The sequence below is a fragment of the Pseudoalteromonas sp. A757 genome (genome assembly GCF_004103285.1).
Classification (GTDB): Bacteria; Pseudomonadota; Gammaproteobacteria; order Enterobacterales; family Alteromonadaceae; genus Pseudoalteromonas; species Pseudoalteromonas galatheae.
Map to the genome: position 1 here is coordinate 129,602 of NZ_QNQN01000074.1, position 23,789 is coordinate 153,390.

Sequence of the window (23,789 nt, forward strand, 5' to 3'; positions counted from 1 at the left end):
GAGATTTTTTGACTAATGTCTTAAATAAAAGTGTAAAGATCGCGACACTTTGTCTATTTATGCTTTACGACTGTCATTTTGGTCGCGCAAATTTGGGAATCTTAGTGGTTTTGTGTAGAATTTAAAGATTAGCCGTAAAAGAAGACAGACTATGCAGCCGCAAGAAAAACAAGAAGCACTTATCAAAGCATTTAAAGCCATTTTAAAAGAAGAAAACTTTGGCTCTCAAGGCGAAATTGTTGATGCTCTAAAACAACAAGGGTTTGACAATGTCAGTCAGAGTAAAGTGTCGCGCATGCTGAGCAAGTTTGGTGCTGTACGTACACGCAATGCTAAGCAAGAAATGGTTTACTGTTTACCCGCAGAAATGAGCGTACCGACAGCAAAAAGTCCTTTGCGTCAGTTAGTCGTTGATATTATGCACAACGAAATGATGATTATAATTCGAACCAGCCCGGGGGCTGCACAATTAATTGCAAGATTACTTGACTCTTTAGGTACCGCAGATGGCGTATTAGGTACCATTGCTGGCGATGACACGATTTTCATTGCGCCTGCAAAAGTCTCTGAAATCGACATTACTTTAGACAAAGTAAAAACCCTGTTCGATAACGTTTAGTCTGTTATTTTTATTAGTGCTGACTCACAAGTTAGCACTTACTCTGGTACTTTCCTCTGAGCAATTACGCTTTCTCACTATTACAATAAACAGAATAAACTGCTTATCTTTACAGCAAAAAATGTTTGACATAATATGTCCGTGTGTGGCAACTTTAGAAACGCAAGGTGGGATTTTCTCATTACGCGTGGATAGTTTTTTAAGCTGATTGATTAGCTTCTATAGCTTATTTTCGGCGGCATTTAAGCTCATTGGATCTGCTCGCTATTCTCTTTACTCAATCATCTCACTATCCTATGATACGGAACGGGGATTCAATCGCTCTGACAAATTAGAGACACCTAATAACATTGATAGGCCCCCTACCGCAAAAAATGGAAATACAAGGAACTAAGGAACAGCAATGGAATTTTTAAATACTGCATTTACGTTTCCCACTGTTATTTTTTCAACACTACTACTGATTGTGCTGTTGTTCTGGTTAATTGCTTTACTTGGTTTTGCTGATATCGATATCTTAGAAGGCGATGTTGATATTGAAGCCGAAGGCGCAAGCTCTGGTTCTTTTTGGGAGGTCGCTTTTGGTGGTGTCCCAGTGAGTATTTCATTGAGTTTAATCATCGCGCTAGGCTGGATTACCAGTATTTATGTGCAACAGTTTTTTGCTTACCTGCTGGGTAATGGCATTTTTTACTACCTGATGGGCACGGTATTTATGCTTGCTAGCCTCATTGTTGCATTACCACTAACCGCCGTCATTGTAAGGCCACTACGACGCTTTTTCGAAAGCCAAGAAACCACATCAAAGCAAGCGCTGGTTGGGCTCGAATGCGTTATTGCAACATCAAGAGTTAACAACACGTTTGGTCAAGCCAGAGTATATATTCAAGGAACAGAGCAACTTATCGAAGTGCGCTCGGACGAAGAAAACACTTTCACACTAGGAGACAATGCCTTACTTATCGAACATGACCCCCTTACACATAGCTACACGATTGTGGCTAAACCTTGGTAATAGTACGGAAAATAACGGAATTTAGGAACGAGTTGGCATAGCTAGTACCAACTCAAACAACATAGCGCAACGCAGGAAAAAACATGGAATTTCTAAACAACCTCGGACCGGTGCTCGCAATCGTGGGCATATCCATCGTCATTATTTTTGCCATTCTACTTCTGATTGGAAAGTTCTACCGCAAGGTCGAACAGGGTCAGGCATTGATCATCAACAAGATGAAAAATGAGCCTGATGTCACAACAACGGGCGGCATTGTGCTACCCGTGATCCATAAAATGGAAGTCATGGATATTTCAACTAACCGCATGGTATTGGAGCGTCGTGAAAATAGCGGCCTGATCTGTAAAGACAATATCCGTGCTGACATCGCCATCACTTTTTACATTCGCGTAAACGAAAACAAAGAAGATATCCTACGCGTTGCGAAACAAGTTGGCTGTGCACGTGCCTCGGCACCAGAAACCTTACAAGCATTATTTGAGGCAAAATTCTCCGAAGCCTTGAAAACCGTTGGTAAGCGCATGAATTTTGAGGAGCTATTTACACATCGTAACGAGTTCCGAGATTCTATTAAAGAAGTGATTGGACAAGATTTATCTGGCTATACGTTAGAGGATGTCGCAATTGACTATCTTGAACAAACCTCAATCGACAAGTTAGATCCAAATAACATTCTTGATGCTGAAGGTATTCGCCGTATTACCGAAAAAACCTCACGCCAAAACGTGGAAACTAACCAGCTTAAATGCGATGAAAAAGCACAAATCGACAACCAAAACCAAGCAGCATTTGAAAAAGCCGCAGAAGTCGAGAGACAAAAAGAAGACGCTAGCGCAAGACAGCGCCGTGAAATCGAATCAGTGCGCGCTCGCGAAGCCGCAGAAGCTGAACGTGTTAAGCATGAAGAGCGCTTAAAAGCCGAAGAAGCACGCCTCAAAGCGGACGAAGCAATTGCAATTGCAGAACACAATAAACAGCGTGAAATCGATGTTGCAGAGCAAAATCGCCTTCGCTTACTCGGCATCGAAGAAGAAAAAGTCACACGCTCTCGCCAGATAGAAATTATTGAGCGCGAACGCGAAACCGAAATTTTACGTATCCAAAAAGCCAAAGCACTGGAAGTCGAGCAAAAAGAAATCGCCGATGTCCAACGCGAACGTGTTGCCGTAGAGAAAACCGTTGCTGAAGAACAGGAGCGTATCAAAGACGTACAATGTATTGCAGAAGCTGAACGAGAAAAGCAAGCGAAAATTATTCTTGCTCAAGCAGAAGCCGAAGAGGCGTTGGTTAAAGATATTGAAGCAGCTAAAGCCAAAGAACAAGCTGCTGAATTTAAAGCCCGAGAAATGGAAAAAATGGCTGCGGCGGAGCTGCGTATTGCGAACCAGACCGCTGAGTCGAAGAAAATTCTTGCAGAGGCTGCTCAGGTTGAGGCTGCCGCACCAGGTCTTGCTGAGGCTGATATCATCAAGGCTAAAGCCACTGCAAGTGCGATACAAGGCGAAACAGATGCCAAAGTGCTACAGCAAAAACTAGAAGCCGAAGCGCAAGGTAAACGTGATATTGGCCGTGCCGAGGCCGAAGTACAAGCAGCAATGGCTGAAGCAACTAAGAAGCAAAGTGAAGCCGAAGCACAAGGCAAACGTGAAATTGGTTTGGCAGAAGCTGAAGTACAAGCAGCAATGGCTGAGGCAATTGAAAAACAAGGTGAAGCAGAAGCTATCAACCTTGAGCGTAAGATGTCGGCAGAAGCTAAAGGCCTTACGGAGAAGCTGGAAGCACTTAATAAGATGGATAAAGACGCCCGTGAATACGAAGGCTTTACACTACAGCTAAACCAACAGAAAGAACTGACGCTTGCGAATATCGAAGCGAACAAGCAGGTTTCTGCAAGTCAGGCTGAAGTATTAGGTAAAGCGCTGAGCGGTGCAGATATCAACTTTATGGGCGGCGACGGCCAGTTCTTTAACCAGTTTATGAATGCCATCACAGTAGGCAAGTCAATTGACGGCTTAGTCGGCGAAAGTAAGACGGTACAAACCGTATTCAAAGATCACCTAAACGGTGAGCGTAATTTGATGGACGATCTAAAAGGGGTATTAGCTGGTGCTAATGCGTCGTCAGAAACGCTAAAAAACATCAACATGAGTAAGTTCTTCCAACAACTAAGTAATAGCTCAGATGCGGACAAACAGCAGCTACTCAAGTTACTTGGCGGCTCGTTAAATGGCAGTAAACAAAGCGAACCACTAGAGTAATTAACCTTGAGGAGTCAATCTTCTTGGCTCCTCTCCCCCATTTGCGACAGCGCACAATAGGAAAGTAAAGAATGACGGAAGCAACGCAACAAGCGCCAGAGCGAACGCTCGAACAAGACTCTTATCAACTGATTAAGCGCCGACTTGGTAACTTTGGTAATGATCTAAAAAGCCAAATAGATAAACTCAACCAACAGCGTGTTGACACTTTTGGAAGCACCGAGCTTAAAGTGAAAGGTCGAGCAAGAGTGCGTACTGAGCATAACTGTGTACCGCGCGATATCGTGCTGATCGGCGACAAGCTTATCTTTGCTTACAATGTGTTTATGGGGCTTAAACAAAATACCCAAGTCAGCGATGTATTCACCGTACAAAAGCTGCACTTGCAAGAAGACCACTACGAAATAGAACCTTATCCGCAAGAAACCAAATTCCTCACTGACCAACGTTTCTTACGGGACTTTGATGAACTATACACATATTACAAAGACACCCGGCTACAACATCTATTTGTTAAATCAAACAAGCTCTTTGCGCTATTTCAAATTGGCGAAAAGCTCTCCGATGTTCGTGTGTTCCGCTGGCAAATCGCCAAAGACGAAACCTTAGATTATATTGATAATCGAGGAGAGCGTGACATAGGTGAAGTGGAAAACTTTGACTTTGAATGGCAAAAAACCGACCGCGCCGATCACGTCGAAGGCCGTCACCCACATATTAATGTAAACGACAAAGTGTTTATTGAAGTATCGGGTGGCAAACTCACCGTAAAAATAGAAAACAATACCCAAAGCGGTGAAGGTATTTATCAAGAAGCCGTCGATGACGCCAGCCAATCACTTGCAGATTGTGATTTACGTTTTGCCGAAGTTGGCGAAATGGTGCTGTTAAAGTTACTTCCCTACCGAGAAAAACAGTGGCGTTATTTTATTTATAATTGCCGCACCCAGCAGGTATTGCGCCAAGATGCGCTGGGTGGTGCCTGTGTTCAATTACCTGAGAACCAAGGGATTATTTTTCCTGGTGGCTATTATTTACAATCGGGGCAAACACGCTATTTTGACGACCAACTGGACGATTTAGTTTTCCATCGCCAGATCAAATCACCCAACGGTGAAGATGTACTGTATATCTTCTACGAACCAAACGAGGGTCGTTACGCACTTTTCTCTTACAATATTATTGAGAAAAACCTGCAAAATCCTATCTATTGTCATGGCTATGGTATCTATGATGATGGCTTAGCGCTAACCTTTAAAGCAGAGCCTGAGCCTGAGCGCGTGCACCCTATTCAAATCTGGCAAAGCCCATTTTGTGGCAGCGAGTTTGCCGCACAAGCCCCTCGAGCAACCGGCTTATTTGGCCGGATAGGCAATCCGGATTTAGTACGTGCAATTTCTGATTTATACAGTGTGTTCAAAGCCATTAACGAACAAAGCCCCACGGTCTTTCATTATGAAGATTTAATTGCACTCACCCGCAGTATCTTAGACCGCTATCATTGGCTTGCCGAGGCGGACTTTGCGGATGTCACAGCAAAACTACATGAAATTTTTGAAACCTCGGAGCAGGTACTAGACGAATTTGAAAAGGTAAGCCAAATTGAGGCCGACGCTAGGCGCGCAGAAGCCGAAATCGAACAAGCCATGCAAGATGTGCTTCGCGAGGTAAGACCTGATAGCTTTAAAACAGCCGAGCAATTTGTCCAGAGCTTAGAGTCTCTCAAACGCTTAAAAGGCAAAGTGATAAGCCTTGAAGAAGTGAAGTACATCAATCTTGACGCGCTATCTGCCATGCAGCAGCAGATTGATGAGCAAACCTTGGGTTTAAGCCATAAAACCGCGGAGTTTTTGCAGCAAGATAGTGCTCTGGCGCCCTACTACGAGCAGCTAGATTCCTTAGAGCAAGCCAGAGCGCAAACAGAGAGTGTTACCGAGCTTAACGGCTTTTTGGCGACCTTGGAAACCTTAAGCGCCGAACTTGATTTGCTCAACCATACCATGCTGGATCTCGATATTGACGATAGCCGTGTGCGCACTAAAATTTTGGAAGATGTCAGCGCCATTTATGGTCAAGTAAACCGCGCCAAAGCAGCATTAGAAATTCAGAAAAAGAGCGTGGGCAGTGTTGAAGCAAAAGCCGAATTCGCGGCTCGTTTTAAGCTTTTCAGCCAAAGTATTACCAGCGGTCTAAGCGCGGCCAAAACCCCAGAGCAATGTGACGACCAACTATCTCGCTTACTTATTCAATTAGAAGAGCTCGAGTCTCAATTTAGTCAGTATGATGAGTTTTTAACGGAGATCTTGGCTAAACGTGATGACGTTTATGAGAGCTTTGAGGCGCACAAACAACAGCTCATTGACGAAAGACAGCGCCGCGCCCTGAGCCTAGCAAACGCTGCCGAGCGGATTTTACAGGGGGTGACGCGACGCTCACAAAGTTTCAAAACCTTAGACGACATCAATAGCTATTTTGCCTCCGATCCTATGATTGGCAAGCTTCGCGATTTAACGCAAGAGCTAAAAAGCCTGAGCGATGAAGTGAAAGCGGATGATATTCAAGCCAAACTCAAGGCCTGCAAAGATCAAGCGATCCGCGCTTTGCGAGACAAGCAAGATATTTACATTGATGGTGGCAATACCGTTAAAATCGGCAAACATGCGTTTAGTTTCAATAAACAAATTCTTGATTTGACTTTACTGCCTCGTGGTGAAGAGCTGATGTTACACCTCACTGGCACTGAATATTTTGATCCTATTCCTGACGCCAAGGTCAATCAACAGCTCAATGACGCAAGCAAGTATTGGCAGCAAAACCTGATCTCAGAAAATCGTCACTTGTATCGAGGCGAATACTTAGCAGCTCAAGTATTAGCGGCTGCGGAGCAAGATGGCAACGACTTTAGTCAAGCAGATCTAGAACTTGCCGTTGATGAAGGAAGTTTACTGCCTATCGTACAAAAATTTGCAGAACCCCGATATCAAGAAGGTTATGAAAAAGGCATTCATGATCAAGATGCCAGCCTGATCTTAGCAAATTTACTGAAACAAAAACGACAGCTTGAGTTACTCGTCTACCCTGCCAGCTGTCGAATTGCGGCACAGCTATTTTATACTCAGCAAAGTAAGGCTGAGCTAACTGAATTGGCGTTTCAGGCTACACAAGCAGAGCTGATGGCAACGAAGTTAGATGACCATAGTTTTAGCCAACAGCTAAGCAAAGAATTGAGTGAAAAGATCACCACATTTTGCCAACAAAATTTATCGAGCTATTTGACCGAGCTACACCGTTTTTCAGGCGAGTTAAGCGCTACTTACTTAATTAAAGCCCTTGCCAAGCAAGTCAAGCCGAGACAATTTGACTTAGCTTCACCTGCAAAACACATCAGCGAGCAGTTTATCTCGATGGCAAAGGCCAAAGGCGTTTGGCAACAGCTTGAAGACTCATTAACACATTTGACTAAACTTGCGGACAAATGCCGCCTGTTAAGCAGCTGGCTGCGCGCCTATGGCAGTAAGCAAAATGAAAGTACTGAGACCTTGCTTGAGGCCGCTAACTGCATTTTGCTTTCTACCCAGTTAGATATCACATACCAAGTCAAAGAAGCCGAAATAAAAACCGAAATTTCAGGTTTGATGGGCCAACACCCACGTATCGAGAACCAAGTACTACACCTAGATTATGCAGACTTTTTTGCCCGTAGTAACGAGTATCTCACGGTTCATGTTCCGGCCTACAAACAGTACCAACAGCTAAAAGCGCAAGTGCTTGAGGCACAAAAGCAGCGCTTGCAATTGGATGAGTTTAAACCCAGACCGCTAAGCTCATTTGTACGTAACCAGCTGATTGACAAAGTCTACTTCCCTATTATTGGCGATAACTTAGCAAAGCAAATTGGGGCTGCGGGAAACAATAAGCGCACCGACTTGATGGGCATGTTGCTGCTTATCTCCCCACCGGGCTATGGTAAAACCACGTTAATAGAGTATGTGGCTAACTGCTTAGGACTCACCTTTGTTAAGGTCAACTGTCCATCTATTGGTCACGACCAAGTCTCTTTAGATCCTGCTCAAGCCATCAACGCGACCGCTGCAAAAGAAATCGAGAAGATTAACCAAAGCTTTGAGATGGGCAATAATGTGATGCTGTACCTTGACGATATTCAGCATACCAACCCCGAGTTTTTACAAAAGTTCATCTCTTTATGTGACGGTTCAAGACGCATAGACGGGGTGTGGAATGGCCGCAGTAAAACCTATGATCTCAGAGGCAAAAAGTTTGCCGTTGTGATGGCAGGAAACCCCTACACCGAATCCGGTGAATCCTTTAAGATCCCTGATATGCTTGCCAACCGAGCCGATATTTATAATCTCGGTGACACCCTCAGTGGCTGCGAACAAGAATTTGCCATGAGCTTTATTGAAAATACGCTCACTTCCAATGCAGTGCTTGCGCCGCTTGCTAATCGTGGTATGGAAGACTTATACAAGTTAGTGCGCATTGCCGACAGAGAAGACATCTCCATCAATGAATTGGAGTTTAATTACTCTCAAGCGCAAGTGAATGAAATTGTCAGCGTACTGAAAAAGCTGCTCATTATTCGCAACACCGTGCTCAAAGTAAATGCCCAATATATTGCCTCAGCAGCGCAAGATGATAGCTATCGAACCGAGCCGCCGTTTAAGCTACAAGGCAGTTACCGTAACATGAATAAGATGGCTGAAAAGGTGGTTGCTGCCATGAATGACAGTGAACTTGAAAACCTAATTCAAGATCACTATCGCGGTGAAGCACAAACACTTAGCAAAGGCAGCGAAGAAAACTTACTGAAACTGGCTGAATTACGCGGTACCTTAACAGCTGAAGAAACAACGCGCTGGCATGAAATCAAGGCCGAATATGCCCGCCTGCACCGCAATAGCGATGAGGGTAGTCCTGCACAGCTAGCCGTTGAACAGCTGAGCTTTGTTAATAAATCCCTTTCGCAAATCGCCGCTAAACTCGATAAAGAGCAGCTTAGCTTTGATTACAGCGCGCTGTTGCAACAATTGGCTCAGGTGTTTAATGAACAAGAGTTTGCCACGCAGTTAACTGAACTACGTGAGGCTTTAACGCAGCAACCTTACGCTACACCACTAAAGCAATTGATCGGTTCACAGCAACAAGTCGCAGAGGAAATTGCTGGGCTGCAAAACACCATCAAACACACCGCGAACAACGAGCAGCTACTCGCTAACCTTGGCAAACTCAATGACTTGCTCAGCAACCAAGCGCAAATACAACAAGCATTGGGTCAACAAGGTCAGCAGCAAAATACGCTATTTGAGAACCTGTCTGAGCGCTTAGAAGCGGTGGCACAACCACATATTCAAGTCGACAATCACGTTGATGATAGCAGTGCAAAAGCGCTTGAAGCCGTCACCACTTTGCTGACAAATACCTTAGCAAACTCAAGCGCTGAACAAGTCCAGCAGCAACAGCTAAAAGACGTTTTACAAAAGCTTGAGGAAATTCAATCAAGACCTGTAGTTAGTAACGCTTCACCGGCGAAAAATCCGTACATGTTGTAAGAAATTGTCGCACATAAAAAGCCCAAGGAAGGGCTTTGCACACCAATATATGGCAATGGATGCTAGAAGTAATTTCAGCGCAATTAGCGCTAAAACTAGTTACCAAATTGATATGAATTATCCAAGGCTCAGATTATTTGGACTCTGCGACTTTTTCCATTGAGTACTCACTCCATGACCAAGGGCTGAGCTCAAATATTTTATCGGACTGAGCTTCACCATTAGCGCAAACATCCTCATGTCCGATGATCCGAACAGGCAAACGCTCCGAATATGATTTTTTTAGAATATCAAATTGATATTGAGCTACAGGTGAAGAAAGGTCTAATTGCCATGTAAGTTCATCACCATTGCCGATACAAGCTTCAAAATTAGAGAGCTCTCTCATTACTTCAACTCTAAAGTAAACTGCGTGGTCGTCACTAGCGCCCGATCTTGTGATCAGTTGCTCGACAGTTCCATATACGTCATTTGCAGCACTAACCGACCATGAAAAAAGACACAGTGTAGTCAGGCAGAAGGTTTTTATTCTCATTATATTATCCATTATTAAAGTGATACAAACTTGCTTTTACCAATTCGCTTAAATAAGTGAACTATTTTGAGGGGAGTAAATTATGTTGATAATAACACTGCCCCGCAATTATAATTCCCAAAAAGAATAAGCAGGGAATTATTAATTACAGAAAATTACCATGCTGGATAGTTTGTAACAAGTAAATTTACAACTATTTGGGTTGAGTAAAGGACAGAGATGGCCATCGCCTCAATGGTTGCTATATATCATTTTCTGTCTAATTCCAGATAAGAAGGCCGTTCAGTCAAAATAATATTCAGATCAACTTGCGCCTTATTCCGGCATTTTTGCCATCACTGACAAGAACTCCAAAGATGGCGCAAAAAACGCGGAACCCATATCAGCACTGGAATAATCCAATATGGGGTCGTATTCATCCCCTTCACCCAATCGACTTCTAAGTACCTGCTCAAAAGCATCGCCTTTGGCGCTGCAACTTAGCAACAAGCTTCCTTGTTCAAATACATCACCAAACGGCATGCTTTGGTTAAGCAGTAGCGCATTACCGTTTACGTCTTTCAATTCGGTTAATGCTGCATGATTACAGGGGTCGCAACCTTCAATTAGGTCATTGTCTAAACGTGTACGCCCCATCAACTGTTCTTGCTCAGCGAGCGGCAACGCCTGCCAGCGCAGTAAATCAAACTTCACCCGCTGTACGTGAATATAACTACCGAGATGGTCGGCTGCATTCGGGTTGCGCACAAGTGCAACTTCCCGTTTGTTGCGCCCTCTAGGGGTGTCTGCACCATAAATAAAGCCATTAAAATCACGACCATCTAAGAAACGGAAAGCGCGCACATGTGCCACCATTTCGACTAGGCCATTTAGCATGTGTAGCACACTTTGAGCAAAGATATGATTAACGTCTTCCCGGTCGGAGCGGATCACATAAAGCAAGTCAAAAGGCTGGGTATGCACGGTGTGCTCAGCCTCAACAATATGAGGAAAACTTTTCAGCTCTTTAGGAATAAACTCAGGGTAAATGTGCGGCCAATATTGCGCACCAACTGCGACAAAGCTCGATAACATAGACTCGGAGAATCTATCTTCCAACTCCTCTTGCAAGCGTCCACAATTGGCGAGCGCCGCTCTTAGCGCCTCGTCTTGTCCTTCAAGCACATTGAAGAACAAGTGTAAGCCGTGCAAATTGGCTTCAGCACACACACCTGATTGGGCAAGCGCCATGCTCTACTCCCTGCGTTTATTCATTTGCTATTAAGAAAAGAAATTTACAGCATGTGCCTTAATTTTTAAAGAGATTGGTTGATTTAAGTCGAGCGGTTCATGCGCTGGATGCGGTATTTCGAGCTCTTGACCCTCTAATGCAACACGGTAAATGTACTCTGTTCCCATAAAGCGCTGATTGAGTATTTTAACGCTGCCAAGCTCGGCGTTTTCTAACGTGATGTGCTGCGGTCTCACATACATTTCGCCCTTCGCGTCGAGATCACCGAGCTCAACGAGAGATTTTACGGCACCAAATTGGGTTTCTACTGAAGCGCCATTCACTCGCTGTGCAGGAATATAAATACCCTGACCCAAAAACTCGGCAACCATTTTGCTCTTTGGTCGTTGGAATAATGTTCTCGGCTCGCCCACTTGTGCGATCTTCCCTTTATCCATAATTGCCAGCCGATCGGCAAAAGCAAAAGCTTCTTCTTTCGAGTGACTAACAAAAATCGCGGAAACTTGCTGATCTTTGATTATACGGCGAATATCGTTAATTAACTGAAACCGCACTTGAGCATCTATATTTGAAAACGGCTCATCAAGCAGCAACAGATTTGGCTTGTACGCAAGTGCGCGCGCAATCGCGACACGTTGTTGCTGGCCACCTGAAAGCTCGTGTGGAAAGCGGTCGCTGTAGTCTTGCAGCTGCACCAAATGGAGCATTTCAGCCACTCGGTCTTGACGTTCACGCTTGCTTTTTGAGGTTAAGCCAAACGCGACATTTTGCGCCACAGTGAGGTGTGGGAATAGCGCATAGTCTTGAAACATCATGCCAATATTGCGTTTTTGTGGAGGTACGAAAGTGCCGTTACCATTCATGGCTTTGCCTAAAATACTCACCGAGCCTTGAAATGGTTCGATCAAGCCTGCTATCGCCTTCAGCGTGGTCGTTTTACCGCAGCCACTGGCACCAAGCAAACAAACTATCTCGTTTTGTTCTACGGTCAGATTTAGGCTATCCACAACGGCTTCACCATCATAGCGATAAGAGAGATTTTCAAGCACTAAACTATGCATTAATTTCGCTGCTCCATAGAACGGTTTACAACATAAAGCGGAATTAAACCAACCAACACAATAAATAACGCAGAGACAGAAGCCAACTCCAGCTGCTCATCACTCACATATTGGAAAACGTGTGTTGCCAGTGTTTCATAATTAAAGGGTCGTAATAACAATGCCGCTGGAAGTTCTTTCATACACTCAATAAAAACCAACAATGCTGCGGTTAAAATGCCCCGACGCAGCAATGGCAAATGTATTGATAACATGGTTTTGAAACGATTGCGACCCAACGAAAAGCTTGCCATATCTAGACTTGGGCTGATCCGCTGATAACTCGATTCGACCGCACCTTGCGCAATCGCATAAAATCGTACAACGTAAGCGAAAACCAGCGCAAAAATCGTCCCACTGAACAGCAAACCTGGCTCAAATGAAGTACCTTCAAGCCAAGTATTTAGCTTATCGTCTAATAAAGTGAGTGGAATAAGTACCGCAATTGCCAGCACAGTGCCCGGTAGCGCATATCCGGTACTTGCAAGCTTGCCCGGTAGCATGACCCGTTTACCACTGCTAACTCGCTGGTTAAACACCACCAGCATGCTCATGATAATTAATACCACACTCACCCAAAACGCTATTTTTAAACTTTGCCACGCATACAAGAAAAAGTCGTCATTCCAAGCTTGTTGAAAATAGTCGATGGCGTAATCTGCAAGCACCCATGTAGGCACGATAAAAGCCGCAATAAGAATAAGCCAACAAAAAGCGCTCGCGAGCCAAGCCTGCACCCCTTTAAGATGATAAAGCGTGGTACTGTTAACACTTGATTGGCGCTCGTGCACTACCTGAGTTGGGCGGCTCACTCGCTCCAGTGTTAGGGCTAAAAATAAAAACAGTAGCATAATGCCTGAAATTTTAGCCGCAGCAGTCAGTGAATAATAACCCAACCAAGTATCGTAAACGGCGGTGGTTAGTGTGCTCACAGCAAAGTAATGTACGGTTGCAAAATCTGCCATGCTTTCCATGGCGATCAGCGCGAGCCCTGCCACAATCGCGCCTCGCGACAAAGGTAAACTTACCTTAAAAAAGCTCTGTGAAGGCGACTTACCCATCAATTGGCTAGCTTGAACCAGCTTAAACGACTGCTCCCTTAGCGCCGTTCTAAAAATCAAAAACAAATAAGGATAAAGCACCAGTGCAATCATCACGATAGCACCTGACAAAGTGCGAATATCAAAGAACCAATAATCGTCTGGAGATTGCCAACCAAACCACTCTCGCAGCGCAATTTGCACAGGCCCTGCGTAATCAAGCAAATCGGTATACACGTAAGCAATCAAATAGGTTGGCATCGCAAGAGGTAGCATCAACGACCACTCGAAAAAGCGCCGTCCAGGAAATTCACAATACGCGGTTAGCCAGCCAAGTGGCAGCGCAATCAAAGCGCAGAGGATGCATACACCCACAATCAGCAAAATCGTATTGTGGACATAATCCCACAAAACGGTATCCCAAAGATGAGCGAAGACTTCGGAGTCAGGTTGTAGCGACTCAAAGATTAAAAATATCAGCGGGACTGATAGGCTAAGCCCTATCAGCCACGCAAAACTCTGCCATTTAGACAGTGAAAATGATAATTGCATTAAAGGTCAAATTTTACCTCATCGATTAGCTTAAGCGCTAACGGACGGTATTTACTGATCTCTGACAATGGTAGGCTGTCTTCCTTAAACTCACCCCAAGATGCCACAAGTTTCGATAACTCGACGCCAGGTTTAACCGGGTATTCCATATTCATCGACGCATACATATTTTGCGCCTTATTGTCGGTCATAAACTCTATGAGTTTCAAGGCATTTTCTGTATTTTTAGCGTGCTTGGTCAAGACAACACCAGAAACGTTGATATGTGAACCACGATCTTGTTGATTTGGGAAGTTGATATATACCGCTTCAGCCCAGGCTTTTTGCTTCTCATCTTCCATCATCTTACCAAAGTAATAGCTGTTTCCGATGGCCAAATCACACAACCCTTCTTTTACTGCTTTGACTTGTGCACGGTCGTTACCTTGAGGCTTACGAGCTAAGTTTTTCTTCACGCCTTCAAGCCATTCTTTGGTTTTTGCTTCACCATGATGAGCAATCATAGACGCCACTAAACCAAGGTTGTAGGGATGCTTACCTGAGCGCGTACAAATTTTACCGCGGTATTGTTCATCCGCTAGCGCTTCATACGTAAGCCTATCTAACTTGCCTATGCGGTCTTTTGCAGAATATACGTTGCGCACACGCTTAGTAAGCGCAACCCACTGACCTTCAGGATCTCTGAAGTTAGCTGGGATATTCTTAGTGACCGTTTCACTGTCAATTGCTTGTGTTAAGTTTTCGTCCTCAAGCTGAATTAGCGCACTGAAGTTTGAAGTGAGTACAAGATCGGCACGACTATGTTTGCCTTCACGCTTTACACGCTCAATTAAGCCTTTTTTTGCAAAAACCACATTGGTCTTGATACCAGTTTGCTTGGTGAAGTCATCCAAAATAGGCTGGATCAGAAAAGGTTGTCTAAACGAGTAGATATTAACTTCCTCTGCAGCCATTGCTGGTAGGCAAGTAAGCGTTGCCAGTAAAGTAACAAGTGCTTTTTTCATAAAGACTCCATTAGGTAAACAATAATTATTATCAACTAATTCTACCTGTAATTGTGCCGTTTTACACCCTGAATATTTGAAACTACGCTCAAGATAAAATTAGCGTTGTAGAAAACGGGAGAATTACCTGTGAGATATATCTCACTTAACTACCAGAAATTGAGTAAAGACATGCTGAAATAACACTCGAAATTAAAGTAACCAATTAAAAAATAAAAAGTTATTTATTATTACTAGAAAAAGACTCAAAAAAGATTGGATTTCACTGCTCCCGATTTTTTTTAGTCTGCATATACTTTACAACATCTCAGGAAGAGAGATAAAGGATACACAGGATACGCTCAGGGCAGGACTTGCTAATGGATAAGCACCCACTTAAAGGAATATAGGGAAAAGCGAGCGAGATTGTATGTCACATGGTGTGATTACATTAAAGGACAGGGATTAAAGGTTCATGATGAATCTAGGGATTGCTTCAGGGGAGAGGCTAAACGTTGAAGGATAACGTTACTGCATTGGATATGCAGGTGGTTAAGGATGAGGAAGGAAGGTACATCGGATGTACTGGTAAAATGTGGCTTAGGAGATGCCAATTGTTGCAATTAACAGCGCAACACCTAGCTTGAAGCAATACGTTCAGGCTACCAAGTGCCAAGGTAAAACAAATTGATGATTGGCACTGCTATTTTGGAAAGTAGCAAACAAGGACAATTAGAACAAGGGCTTGTTCTTAGCAAGTGGATGGCAATGGATAAGACAGCGGACGTGTAAAAGGAAGATGGACACAGGGCAAGATGCCTTTATTCGCAAAACGAGAACACCAAGCGATGCCATGGAAGAGGAAAGATTCAGGACGTTGAACTACTCAACTTTGCAGGATGCATTTAGAAGATTCCGTAAGCGCGGCTCAGCAATGGGTCGCGCGCTTCTTATTTTATTCCTATCTATCGTGTGATATTGTGTTTGTGTTGTTAAGGTGAGCGTGCTGTCGAGATAAGTCTCGACCTACCATCATTTTGCTCACCGTGCTGCGCAAATAATGCAGCTTTTTATCGAAATAAATTTCGACCTACCGCCATCTTGCTCGCCGTATTTCGTAAATAATACTGCTTTTTGTCGAGGAAAACCTCGATCTACCAACATTTTGCCTACCGTGCTGCGTAGATAATGCGGCTTTTTGTCGAGATAAATCTCGACCTACCAACATCTTGTTGGCTGTACCGCGTGAACAATACTGTTTTTGTCGAGGTAAACCTCGACCTACCAACATCTTGCTCGCCGTATTTCGTAAATAATGCTGCTTTTTGTCGAGGTAAACCTCGACCTACGGTTTAGGGCCCGGCCTACAGTTTGCTGCGCTTACCTTTTAAGTAGGCATCTCTGAAATCGATAAAGTGCGCGGTTAATTTATCTGCCGCATCCTGCTCACCGCATTCAGCAAACAGTACACACGCGACTTCTGCCGTGCCAAGTTGATGTTCGTGCGGTGCGACTCGCAACTTGTAATCCGAGAGTTTTTCAGGGGCGATGGATAGCACAGGTAAGTTATCGAGATAGGGACTCTTTCTAAACATTTTCTTAGCCTCACGCCATGTGCCATCTAAAAAGATAAATAGCGGTGTTTTATTTTCAGTGCGAGTCACATTAGTAATTACCCTTTCAGGCTCCACGCCCTGCTCTGGGAAAATGACTATTGGTGCATATTGCTCGTCCGAAAGAAGCGCTAATAACGCAGCGTCAGGCTCAGTTCGATCCCAACGAAAGGCATGATTATTTGGGATCACATCGGCAATTAAGCGTCCAGTGTTAGAGGGCTTAAAGCTTTCGTTATGATACATAAGCAAGCACACAGCACAGTCTGCTTTAGCCACTTCAACTTTATCACAAATACATAGAGTCGTGGCTAATAAGCAGCATTCACAGCGCGTAAGCTTTGACCCTCTTGCCTTATATTCACGTTGAGCCGCAGCGATTTGGCGCTGCCTAAGCGCTAGTACTGAATTATTCACTCTGTTCCCCATCTAAAAATGCTGGCGTATTTTAGTAAAGCGCTAGGCTGGCGTCTACGCAAACTTATGTAACTCATTTACTCACCACGCAAGCTTTTGTACTCTATAGTTTTATTGAGCTCTACTCACCTTAGGAGTATACAAATGCAAGTAACGGACTCTGCAAGACTGAGTTATCGCCTACTCACCCCACAAGATGCACAGCTGCTCGCCGATCTTGATAGCGACCCTGAAGTAATGAAATACATCACAGGCGGTCAAACTAACTCACTTGAAGAAGTAAAAGCCGTATATATTCCACGTTTAACCGAATTTACTGATGAGAGCAAAGGCTGGGGGCTTTGGGGCTGTTTCGAGCTGCCACACAAGATGTTTATTGGTTGGGTTTTGGTTCGCCCTGCTAACTTCTTTTCAGAACAAAGAAACTATAAGGATTTAGAGCTGGGTTGGCGTTTTAAACAAGCCACTTGGGGCAAAGGGTTTGCGACAGAGGCAGCACAACACCTTATTCCAGAGCTAATAGCAGCAAACCCTACCTTGACGCACTTTAGCGCTATCGCTGAAGAAGAAAACCTTGGCTCCATCAGCATCATGAAGAAACTTGGGATGAGTTATGTGAAAAAAGGGCTTCACAAAGATATTTTAGGAGATATGGAAGTCGTTTATTATCATAAAGTTCTTAATTAACCGAACAAAAGCGCAACCACTTAACACCAGGGTTGCGCTAGTTCGCTGCTATTAAATGCCTTTGCGACGCAGTGGTTCGGCATACATGCTCAGCACCAATTGCTTCAGCTCTTCAGGTACAGACTCTAATTTAGAGATAAAGTCCTCTTTATCTTCTGGACTAACTTGCGCATCATCGCCTGCTGCTAGGTGATTGGTTGAATGCAGATAGTATAAATCTAAAATCTGTTTATCGATGACATTCGCCAGTTCATCTGGGTTTTCAACATCCGCAGTGATAGGGTCGCCAAATGCAATATGCACATGGCCTTTATCTGAACTAAAGCCCTCGACAATGCTAGCAATGTCTTCGCCTTGTGCTTTCACATATTGGCCAAACTGCTTTTTATGGTATAGCTCTTTAGCCTTAGCAACCGCGCACGGCTCATATTGATAGGAAATAGCAACGGGCACAATTCTTAGCTGCTTTACATAATCTGAAAAATCTAACTTTTGTTTGCGACCATTGAGCTGTAGCATTTTTAACAGTGCTGGATCGGTTTGATCCACTCCGTCCTTTGCACGGCCCTCTTTTTGCGCAATCCAAATGGAGTTACCTTCACTTAGTGAGTCAAAAATATAGGCTGAAAGCTGAGTTAATGCTTTTAGCATTTCTTTTGGCGCTTTTGCCGAACGTTTTACAATAAAACTCTTATTAAGACGCATAAGCTCGGTGATATAAGGTACTTGCAGTAAGTTATCACCAATAGCGATACGCACCGTGCGCATATCCTGCTGATGCAAGCCCCAGTTAACAAGCGCAGGGTCTAACACGATGTCACGGTGATTTGAAATAAATAAATAAGAGGTATTCGAGTCTAATGTTTCAAGGCCAGAATAAGTCACTTTAGACGTCGTTTTATTGATCAAAATTTGTAGGTAGTACGCCACTTCATCTTGTACTTGTTCAATAGTACAAAAATCTCCCCACTTCTTTTTTAGTTTCATTCTTACGAGTGGGCGTGCAATAGCGGGCCAAGCATTCAACCAAGCTGGCAGGTTATATTTGGCAATCACATCAATGAATTGATCATCACCCAGTAGACGTGCCAATGCTGGCACCACTTCATCATCATTATACGGTCTAATGTCAGCGTATTTATCCACTCTACTTCTCAAATTGTCGGATTAACGAATACTGGAACGCATTCTATCGTGTCAAATAAACAGACGCTAAGCATTTCATGTCTGACCACCAAGGCGATATGCCAAGTTGGAACATTAAATGCTTAAACGTCAGGTAATTGTAATACGGTAAAAAGTACCACAATAGTTTATCTTCTAACAACTTTACCTAATTTGAGTATAGCTAATCTTAGTAAGAGTGCTGCTAATAATGCGCCCATTGATACTGTTAACCAATGTGGTAGCACTTCGTGTTCCTCTCCTATCATAGGCGTTACTACAAAACCGTAAGTATTGACCAAATAATCGGTTAAATAGCCAAAGATAAGTGCAACCCCGATGACACCGCCCAAATAGGCAAACACGGCACGACGCCCCAATTCTTTACCAACCACCCCAATTGTGGCGATGTTAGTTGCAGGACCTGCGAGCATAAATACCAATACTGCACCGGGTGACACACCTGCCATTAATAAACCCGCAGCGATTGGAGTTGAAGCGGTCGCACAAATATACATTGGGATACTGATAAGGATCACCACTAGCATGGCGATAATACCGTCGCCCCACTGAGATAAGAAAGACTCAGGGACAAAGGTGTGTACTAACGCAGCAAAGAATAAACCAATAAGTAGCCAAACCGCGGTGTCGGACAATAATTGATTACAGCTGAACTTAACAGCTTCTACAATTTTACCAAAAACCCCTTGGTTTTCAGGTACGGGGGCTGGCTCACAACAGCTTGCCGTAGCTGATGAAGAATCGCAACAACTGGTTACGGCAGGCTCCGTAGTATCACAACAAGACATATTCGCCCCTGCTGTTGCTAATTGCGGGCCAGCAGGCGCACAGCAGCTTGCGCTTACTTTTGCGGTTTCCACTTTTGCGCTGGCGCAACAACTATCATGGCCGTGATGCTTTTCAGTAGGCTTTGGCTCTGAGTGATGATTAGCGTCACAACAGCCGCTAGTCGCGCTTGGTTTATCTGAGGTATTAGGGTGTTTTAGCGATCCAGGCTTATCGTCTTTTTCACTGCCAACGAGCAGCCCTGCTGTAATTGCGCTAACCACGGCCGCAATTGGCCTAATTACTGCCATAAAAGGACCCAGTAGCACATAGGAAACCGAGATAGAGTCTACTCCAGTTTCAGGCGTTGAGACTAAAAATGCGGTCGTCGCACTTTTTGAGCCCCCCGCTCTTCTCAGTCCCACCGCAGCAGGGATAACCCCGCAAGAGCACAGCGGCATAGGCGCCCCAATCAGCGCAGCCTTTATCGTCGTCCAAAACCCCTCTTTCCCTAAATGCTTTTGCAATAGATCTTTTGGAATAAATACATTAAGTAACCCAGCCAATATCAGGCCAAGTAGTAACCACGGGGCAGATACTAAAAATAGCTGCCAAAAATTTACTATCAGTTCATTCATCGATAGCCTCCAAGGCCGTTAAAATCGAGCAGCTCACTGCCGCCTCCTTACCGCCGCAGCATTGCTCTGCTAGCGTCGATAACGATTGTTCAAATTTTTGTAACTCAGCGATCCGCGCTCTCACTAAATCCCGTTTAGTGATAGTCAGCGTTTTCACTTCTTCGCAACTGTGCTGATGCTTTTCAAATTTTATCTTCAGCAAGTCTTGCACTTCTTTGAGGCTAAACCCTACTTCCTTCGCGCGAAGAATAAAGCGCATTTGCTTTTCACTTTGCTCATCAAACAACCGATACCCGCCCTCGCTCCTTGTGCAAGGGTGTAGGAGATCGTTTGCTTCATAATACCTTAACGTGTCGGTTGATACGTTAAGTCGCTTTGCCAGCTCACCAATCTTTACCACTTTACACTCCCAAGTCCTGAAGATTATCCTAGTCGACATTACAAGTATAAACCTTAGAGTTAACTCCAAAGTCAAGAAAAGGATAAAAATAATGCAAATAGTGGTATTAGACGCTAAAACCCTTGCAGGAACCGATCTTTCTCCCATTGCCAAGTTAGGCACATTAACGTCTTACGACACCACATCCAGTGATGAAATCATCACACGCTGTAAAAATGCAGCGGTAATCGTCACCAATAAAGTGAAGTTAAATGAAGAAATAATCGCGGCGTTACCGCAATTACAACTTATTTGTGTTGCGGCCACAGGCGTAAACAACATCGATTTAGCAGCCGCAAAAGCCCATCAAATTACGGTCACTAATGTGGCAGGTTACTCAACTCCCTCTGTGGTGCAGCACACCTTTACTATGCTTGGTAACTTAATGACAAATATTCATCGTTATCAGCAAGACTGCCAAGCAGGACTTTGGCAACAAAGTGACATGTTTTGTCGCTTGGACTACAGCATCAACGAAATTTCGGGCAAAAATTTTGTGATCATAGGCCACGGAACATTAGGAGAAGCCGTCGCAAAAGTCGCGCAAGCATTTGGGCTCAAGTAATTATCGCTGAACGTAGAGGTGTAACCAAGGTTAGAGCAGGACGCGTGGCTTTTGAAGAAGCACTGCGTATTGCGGATATTGTATCTATTCACTGCCCACTTACCGCTGAGACTGAAAACCTGATTACGAGCGCTGAGTTCGCCCTACTTCCAAATCATGCTTATCTTATCAACACCGCAAGAGGCGGAATAGTCAACGAGCAAGCGTTGGTGGATGCACTAACTAACAAGCAAATAGCAGGGGCTGCTGTGGATGTCCTCACACAAGAGCCGGCACAAGCATGCAATCCACTCGTTCAATACCTAGGTGAGAACTTGCTTTTGACACCGCATACGGCGTGGGCAAGTAAAGAGGCCATCGAACGTTTAGTCGGCGAAATTGCCATTAATATTGAAAGTTTTGTGGCCGGCACAACGAGAAACCAAGTGGTCTAGGTTGTTGCTTTAGTGAGTGTTCTCGCTAAATGTTAGTGAAAATTATCAACCAAGAACTGATTAAAAACCAACAACAAATTGATATTTATAGACTTTATTAGTTGGCAAAGAGTTTGCAACCCTTGTGATAATTCAAGCAAAAATAAATGGCTGTTTGCATTATTTGCTCAGCAACAAAATTAAAAAGGAAAACAACAATGAAAAAATTAATGTTAGTGGCTGCGCTTAGCTCTACTCTATTATCAGGCTGTATCGTTGCTGTATCCGACGGTGAAGTAGAGCACGGTTGGGCTTCTGAATACAATTCATCTAACTGGGAACATAAACAGCGTAAAAATCGTGAAAAGATTGCCAACCTTGAAATGGGCGCATCTTACTCATCAGTAAAAGACATGTTTGCAACCCCTGACTTTAGCGAGTTGGTGTCAAAAGACGGCGACAACTATCAAGTGCTGTACTATGCGACTAACAGCAAACACTCGGACGGCAAAGTAACAAAAGATGAGTGCACGCCATTGGTATTCAAAAACAACCAATTGATTGGCTTTGGCGACAACGCACTAAAACAAATTCAGTAAGACTTTATCGCACCAAGGACGGTGGGTAAACTCGCGTGCAGTTGTGCGGCGAGCTCCTTATTTTCCCGTCATCTTCATAAGTTAAAAACGAAACCCTGCCAAATTTTAATAAACCAGCCTATTAAGCTGAGCCGTCCTTTGATACAAGCTCATATCTATACTTCCACTCGAAATAGGCAAGCATGATGACAAACATAGCTTCACAAACAATAAAAGCAATACCAATTAGACTTGCAACGTTAAAATACTGAACAACCACTCCAACACAGACTAACGCCCAAAAAAGATTGCCGAACACCAAAAGCTGCAAACGTTTTATGCTCCTCGACTTTTGAATGGCAAGGCTAAATGAGTACCAGCCATACAACAGATTTGATACTGCGATAAAGATAATGGTTTGTTCAGGTATATGGTAGATCGCACCAATCATTGAGTGGAAAAGCAATACGATTAATCCCACGGATATGGCCGCTATGCAATCCACCCAAATTATCTTACGTTGTATGTTCATAGAATAAGCCTAACACCGCACTAAAAGGCACTAAATATCGGTTAAAGGTCTATAAAGCACGAGCATAGCCAAGCTTTATGCGGTGCACTTCTTGTTCGAATACAGATGCGCACTTGCCCCTGCATATGACTTTAGATGGTTATAATGCATTAATAAATACCGTACTTTGTTGTTTCTGTGCAACAGCAAGAGCATTATCAGCCATTTTTATTAGTTCACCAAGCTCACTGCTACAATGAGTTTCAATATGAGCCGCACCGATGCTAACGCTCACATGCGCACATATTGGAGAAGCAATGTGGGGGATTTTTAAAGCATTGACCGAGGTATGCAGTGCTTCTGCTATCTCATTAATGACGTCGATATTATGCTGAGTTAGCACCAAAGCAAAGCGAGTACCATCGAAACGGCCAATAAATAAGGAGCGCTGGGTTGCGGCTTCTTCTAGCGCTTTGGCAACCTTAAATAAACAATCATCGCCATGCATATAGCCATAGTGCTCATTAAACGTTTTAAAGTAATCCACCTCAACCAGCATAACAGTAAACGCACTGCCATCGGCTTTTGCGCTCTCTAATGCTGAGTTCATGGCTTCATCTAAATACCTGCGATTGGGTAACTCTGTTAAGCCATCTATAGAGGCTAGCTTTTCTAACAGATCATTTTTCTTTTTTATCGCTAAATGATTTTTGATTCTGGCTTTCACAATCAGCGGATTAAACGGTTTGGTTATATAATCTACCGCGCCTAACTCTAAGCCTCTTGCTTCATCCTTAAAGCTCACACTACCTGAAATCACGACAACCGGAATACCGTAAGTACCCGCATCCCTTTTTAGACTTTCTAAAACAGAAAATCCAGCACCATCAGCCATTAGCACATCTAAAATAATCAGGTCAGGTTTGCTTATTTTTAATTCATCAAGACATGAGTTAGGATCCGCGCTATGGGATATCCTTTGACCTTCAGCCAATATATTGCTTAGAACCATCTTGTTTATTGGATCATCGTCAATAATGAATATGTGCTCCGCTTGCTGCATCTTGTAACG

17 protein-coding genes and 1 pseudogene are annotated in these 23,789 nt (G+C 43.8%); 7 read left to right on the forward strand and 11 right to left on the reverse strand.

From position 1 onward, the window contains the following. Positions 1-151 precede the first annotated feature (151 nt). From argR to DRB05_RS20155, 4 genes are all read left to right on the forward strand, one after another. Complete coding sequence (gene argR / locus DRB05_RS20140) at positions 152-619, forward strand: transcriptional regulator ArgR (protein ID WP_095729866.1); 468 nt, start codon at positions 152-154, stop codon at positions 617-619. Between the two features lie 403 nt (positions 620-1,022). Then, positions 1,023-1,634, forward strand: coding sequence for an OB-fold-containig protein (locus DRB05_RS20145; protein WP_128728505.1), 612 nt, complete (start codon positions 1,023-1,025; stop codon positions 1,632-1,634). A gap of 83 nt (positions 1,635-1,717) precedes the next feature. After that, positions 1,718-3,895: a hypothetical protein gene (locus tag DRB05_RS20150; protein ID WP_128728506.1), complete on the forward strand. Its 2,178-nt coding sequence runs from the start codon at positions 1,718-1,720 to the stop codon at positions 3,893-3,895. A 71-nt stretch (positions 3,896-3,966) separates the two neighbouring features. After that, the gene (locus DRB05_RS20155) at positions 3,967-9,465 is read left to right on the forward strand and encodes a DNA repair ATPase (protein ID WP_128728507.1); all 5,499 of its coding nucleotides are present in this window, start codon (positions 3,967-3,969) and stop codon (positions 9,463-9,465) included. A 133-nt stretch (positions 9,466-9,598) separates the two neighbouring features. Here the strand turns inward: DRB05_RS20155 and DRB05_RS20160 are convergent, their stop codons facing one another. The 6 genes from DRB05_RS20160 to DRB05_RS20185 form a co-directional block, all read right to left on the reverse strand. After that, a complete protein-coding gene (locus DRB05_RS20160; protein ID WP_128728508.1) occupies positions 9,599-10,000 on the reverse strand; it encodes a hypothetical protein in 402 nt (133 codons plus the stop codon). A gap of 315 nt (positions 10,001-10,315) precedes the next feature. Continuing rightward, positions 10,316-11,230, reverse strand: a complete 915-nt coding sequence (locus tag DRB05_RS20165; RefSeq protein ID WP_128728509.1) for a Dyp-type peroxidase — start codon at positions 11,228-11,230, stop codon at positions 10,316-10,318. A 30-nt stretch (positions 11,231-11,260) separates the two neighbouring features. Further along, complete coding sequence (locus tag DRB05_RS20170; protein ID WP_128728510.1) at positions 11,261-12,292, reverse strand: ABC transporter ATP-binding protein; 1,032 nt, start codon at positions 12,290-12,292, stop codon at positions 11,261-11,263. Next, entirely contained in the window at positions 12,292-13,923 is a 1,632-nt protein-coding gene (locus tag DRB05_RS20175) for an iron ABC transporter permease (RefSeq protein ID WP_128728511.1), read from the reverse strand. Before DRB05_RS20175 ends, DRB05_RS20170 begins: the two co-directional genes overlap by 1 nt. After that, positions 13,923-14,876, reverse strand: a complete 954-nt coding sequence (locus DRB05_RS20180; RefSeq protein WP_240036291.1) for a Fe(3+) ABC transporter substrate-binding protein — start codon at positions 14,874-14,876, stop codon at positions 13,923-13,925. Before DRB05_RS20180 ends, DRB05_RS20175 begins: the two co-directional genes overlap by 1 nt. A 1,394-nt stretch (positions 14,877-16,270) precedes the next feature. Next, the gene (locus DRB05_RS20185; protein ID WP_128728513.1) at positions 16,271-16,936 is read right to left on the reverse strand and encodes a DTW domain-containing protein; all 666 of its coding nucleotides are present in this window, start codon (positions 16,934-16,936) and stop codon (positions 16,271-16,273) included. Between the two features lie 144 nt (positions 16,937-17,080). Between DRB05_RS20185 and DRB05_RS20190 the strand changes: the two genes are divergently transcribed. After that, entirely contained in the window at positions 17,081-17,623 is a 543-nt protein-coding gene (locus DRB05_RS20190) for a GNAT family N-acetyltransferase (protein WP_128728514.1), read from the forward strand. Positions 17,624-17,674: 51 nt separating this feature from the next. Here the strand turns inward: DRB05_RS20190 and DRB05_RS20195 are convergent, their stop codons facing one another. The 3 genes from DRB05_RS20195 to zntR form a co-directional block, all read right to left on the reverse strand. Further along, positions 17,675-18,769, reverse strand: coding sequence for a 1-acyl-sn-glycerol-3-phosphate acyltransferase (locus DRB05_RS20195; protein ID WP_128728515.1), 1,095 nt, complete (start codon positions 18,767-18,769; stop codon positions 17,675-17,677). 167 nt (positions 18,770-18,936) lie between these two features. Further along, the gene (locus DRB05_RS20200; protein WP_128728516.1) at positions 18,937-20,211 is read right to left on the reverse strand and encodes an SO_0444 family Cu/Zn efflux transporter; all 1,275 of its coding nucleotides are present in this window, start codon (positions 20,209-20,211) and stop codon (positions 18,937-18,939) included. Further along, on the reverse strand, positions 20,204-20,611 hold the full coding sequence (gene zntR / locus DRB05_RS20205) for a Zn(2+)-responsive transcriptional regulator (RefSeq protein WP_010606066.1): 408 nt from the start codon (positions 20,609-20,611) through the stop codon (positions 20,204-20,206). Before zntR ends, DRB05_RS20200 begins: the two co-directional genes overlap by 8 nt. 91 nt (positions 20,612-20,702) lie before the next feature. Between zntR and DRB05_RS20210 the strand changes: the two are divergent. Continuing rightward, positions 20,703-21,649 (forward strand): annotated as a pseudogene (locus tag DRB05_RS20210) (D-2-hydroxyacid dehydrogenase). Between the two features lie 197 nt (positions 21,650-21,846). Further along, positions 21,847-22,227, forward strand: coding sequence for a DUF3192 domain-containing protein (locus tag DRB05_RS20215; RefSeq protein WP_128728517.1), 381 nt, complete (start codon positions 21,847-21,849; stop codon positions 22,225-22,227). A 121-nt stretch (positions 22,228-22,348) separates the two neighbouring features. On the opposite strand, the gene DRB05_RS20220 is transcribed toward DRB05_RS20215, so the two are convergent. Continuing rightward, complete coding sequence (locus DRB05_RS20220; protein ID WP_128728518.1) at positions 22,349-22,738, reverse strand: hypothetical protein; 390 nt, start codon at positions 22,736-22,738, stop codon at positions 22,349-22,351. Positions 22,739-22,877: 139 nt separating this feature from the next. Further along, positions 22,878-23,780, reverse strand: coding sequence for a diguanylate cyclase (locus DRB05_RS20225; RefSeq protein ID WP_128728519.1), 903 nt, complete (start codon positions 23,778-23,780; stop codon positions 22,878-22,880). Positions 23,781-23,789: the final 9 nt, after the last annotated feature.

Coding starts and splice junctions, on each gene's coding strand:
- DRB05_RS20170 (WP_128728510.1), bottom strand. CDS start 12,292: ATGCATAGTTTAGTGCTTGAAAATCTCTCTTATCGCTATGATGGTGAA.
- DRB05_RS20160 (WP_128728508.1), bottom strand. CDS start 10,000: ATGAGAATAAAAACCTTCTGCCTGACTACACTGTGTCTTTTTTCATGG.
- DRB05_RS20175 (WP_128728511.1), bottom strand. CDS start 13,923: ATGCAATTATCATTTTCACTGTCTAAATGGCAGAGTTTTGCGTGGCTG.
- DRB05_RS20165 (WP_128728509.1), bottom strand. CDS start 11,230: ATGGCGCTTGCCCAATCAGGTGTGTGTGCTGAAGCCAATTTGCACGGC.
- DRB05_RS20200 (WP_128728516.1), bottom strand. CDS start 20,211: ATGAATGAACTGATAGTAAATTTTTGGCAGCTATTTTTAGTATCTGCC.
- DRB05_RS20225 (WP_128728519.1), bottom strand. CDS start 23,780: ATGCAGCAAGCGGAGCACATATTCATTATTGACGATGATCCAATAAAC.
- argR (WP_095729866.1), top strand. CDS start 152: ATGCAGCCGCAAGAAAAACAAGAAGCACTTATCAAAGCATTTAAAGCC.
- DRB05_RS20215 (WP_128728517.1), top strand. CDS start 21,847: ATGAAAAAATTAATGTTAGTGGCTGCGCTTAGCTCTACTCTATTATCA.
- DRB05_RS20180 (WP_240036291.1), bottom strand. CDS start 14,876: ATGGCTGCAGAGGAAGTTAATATCTACTCGTTTAGACAACCTTTTCTG.
- DRB05_RS20145 (WP_128728505.1), top strand. CDS start 1,023: ATGGAATTTTTAAATACTGCATTTACGTTTCCCACTGTTATTTTTTCA.
- DRB05_RS20150 (WP_128728506.1), top strand. CDS start 1,718: ATGGAATTTCTAAACAACCTCGGACCGGTGCTCGCAATCGTGGGCATA.
- DRB05_RS20190 (WP_128728514.1), top strand. CDS start 17,081: ATGCAAGTAACGGACTCTGCAAGACTGAGTTATCGCCTACTCACCCCA.
- DRB05_RS20220 (WP_128728518.1), bottom strand. CDS start 22,738: ATGAACATACAACGTAAGATAATTTGGGTGGATTGCATAGCGGCCATA.
- DRB05_RS20155 (WP_128728507.1), top strand. CDS start 3,967: ATGACGGAAGCAACGCAACAAGCGCCAGAGCGAACGCTCGAACAAGAC.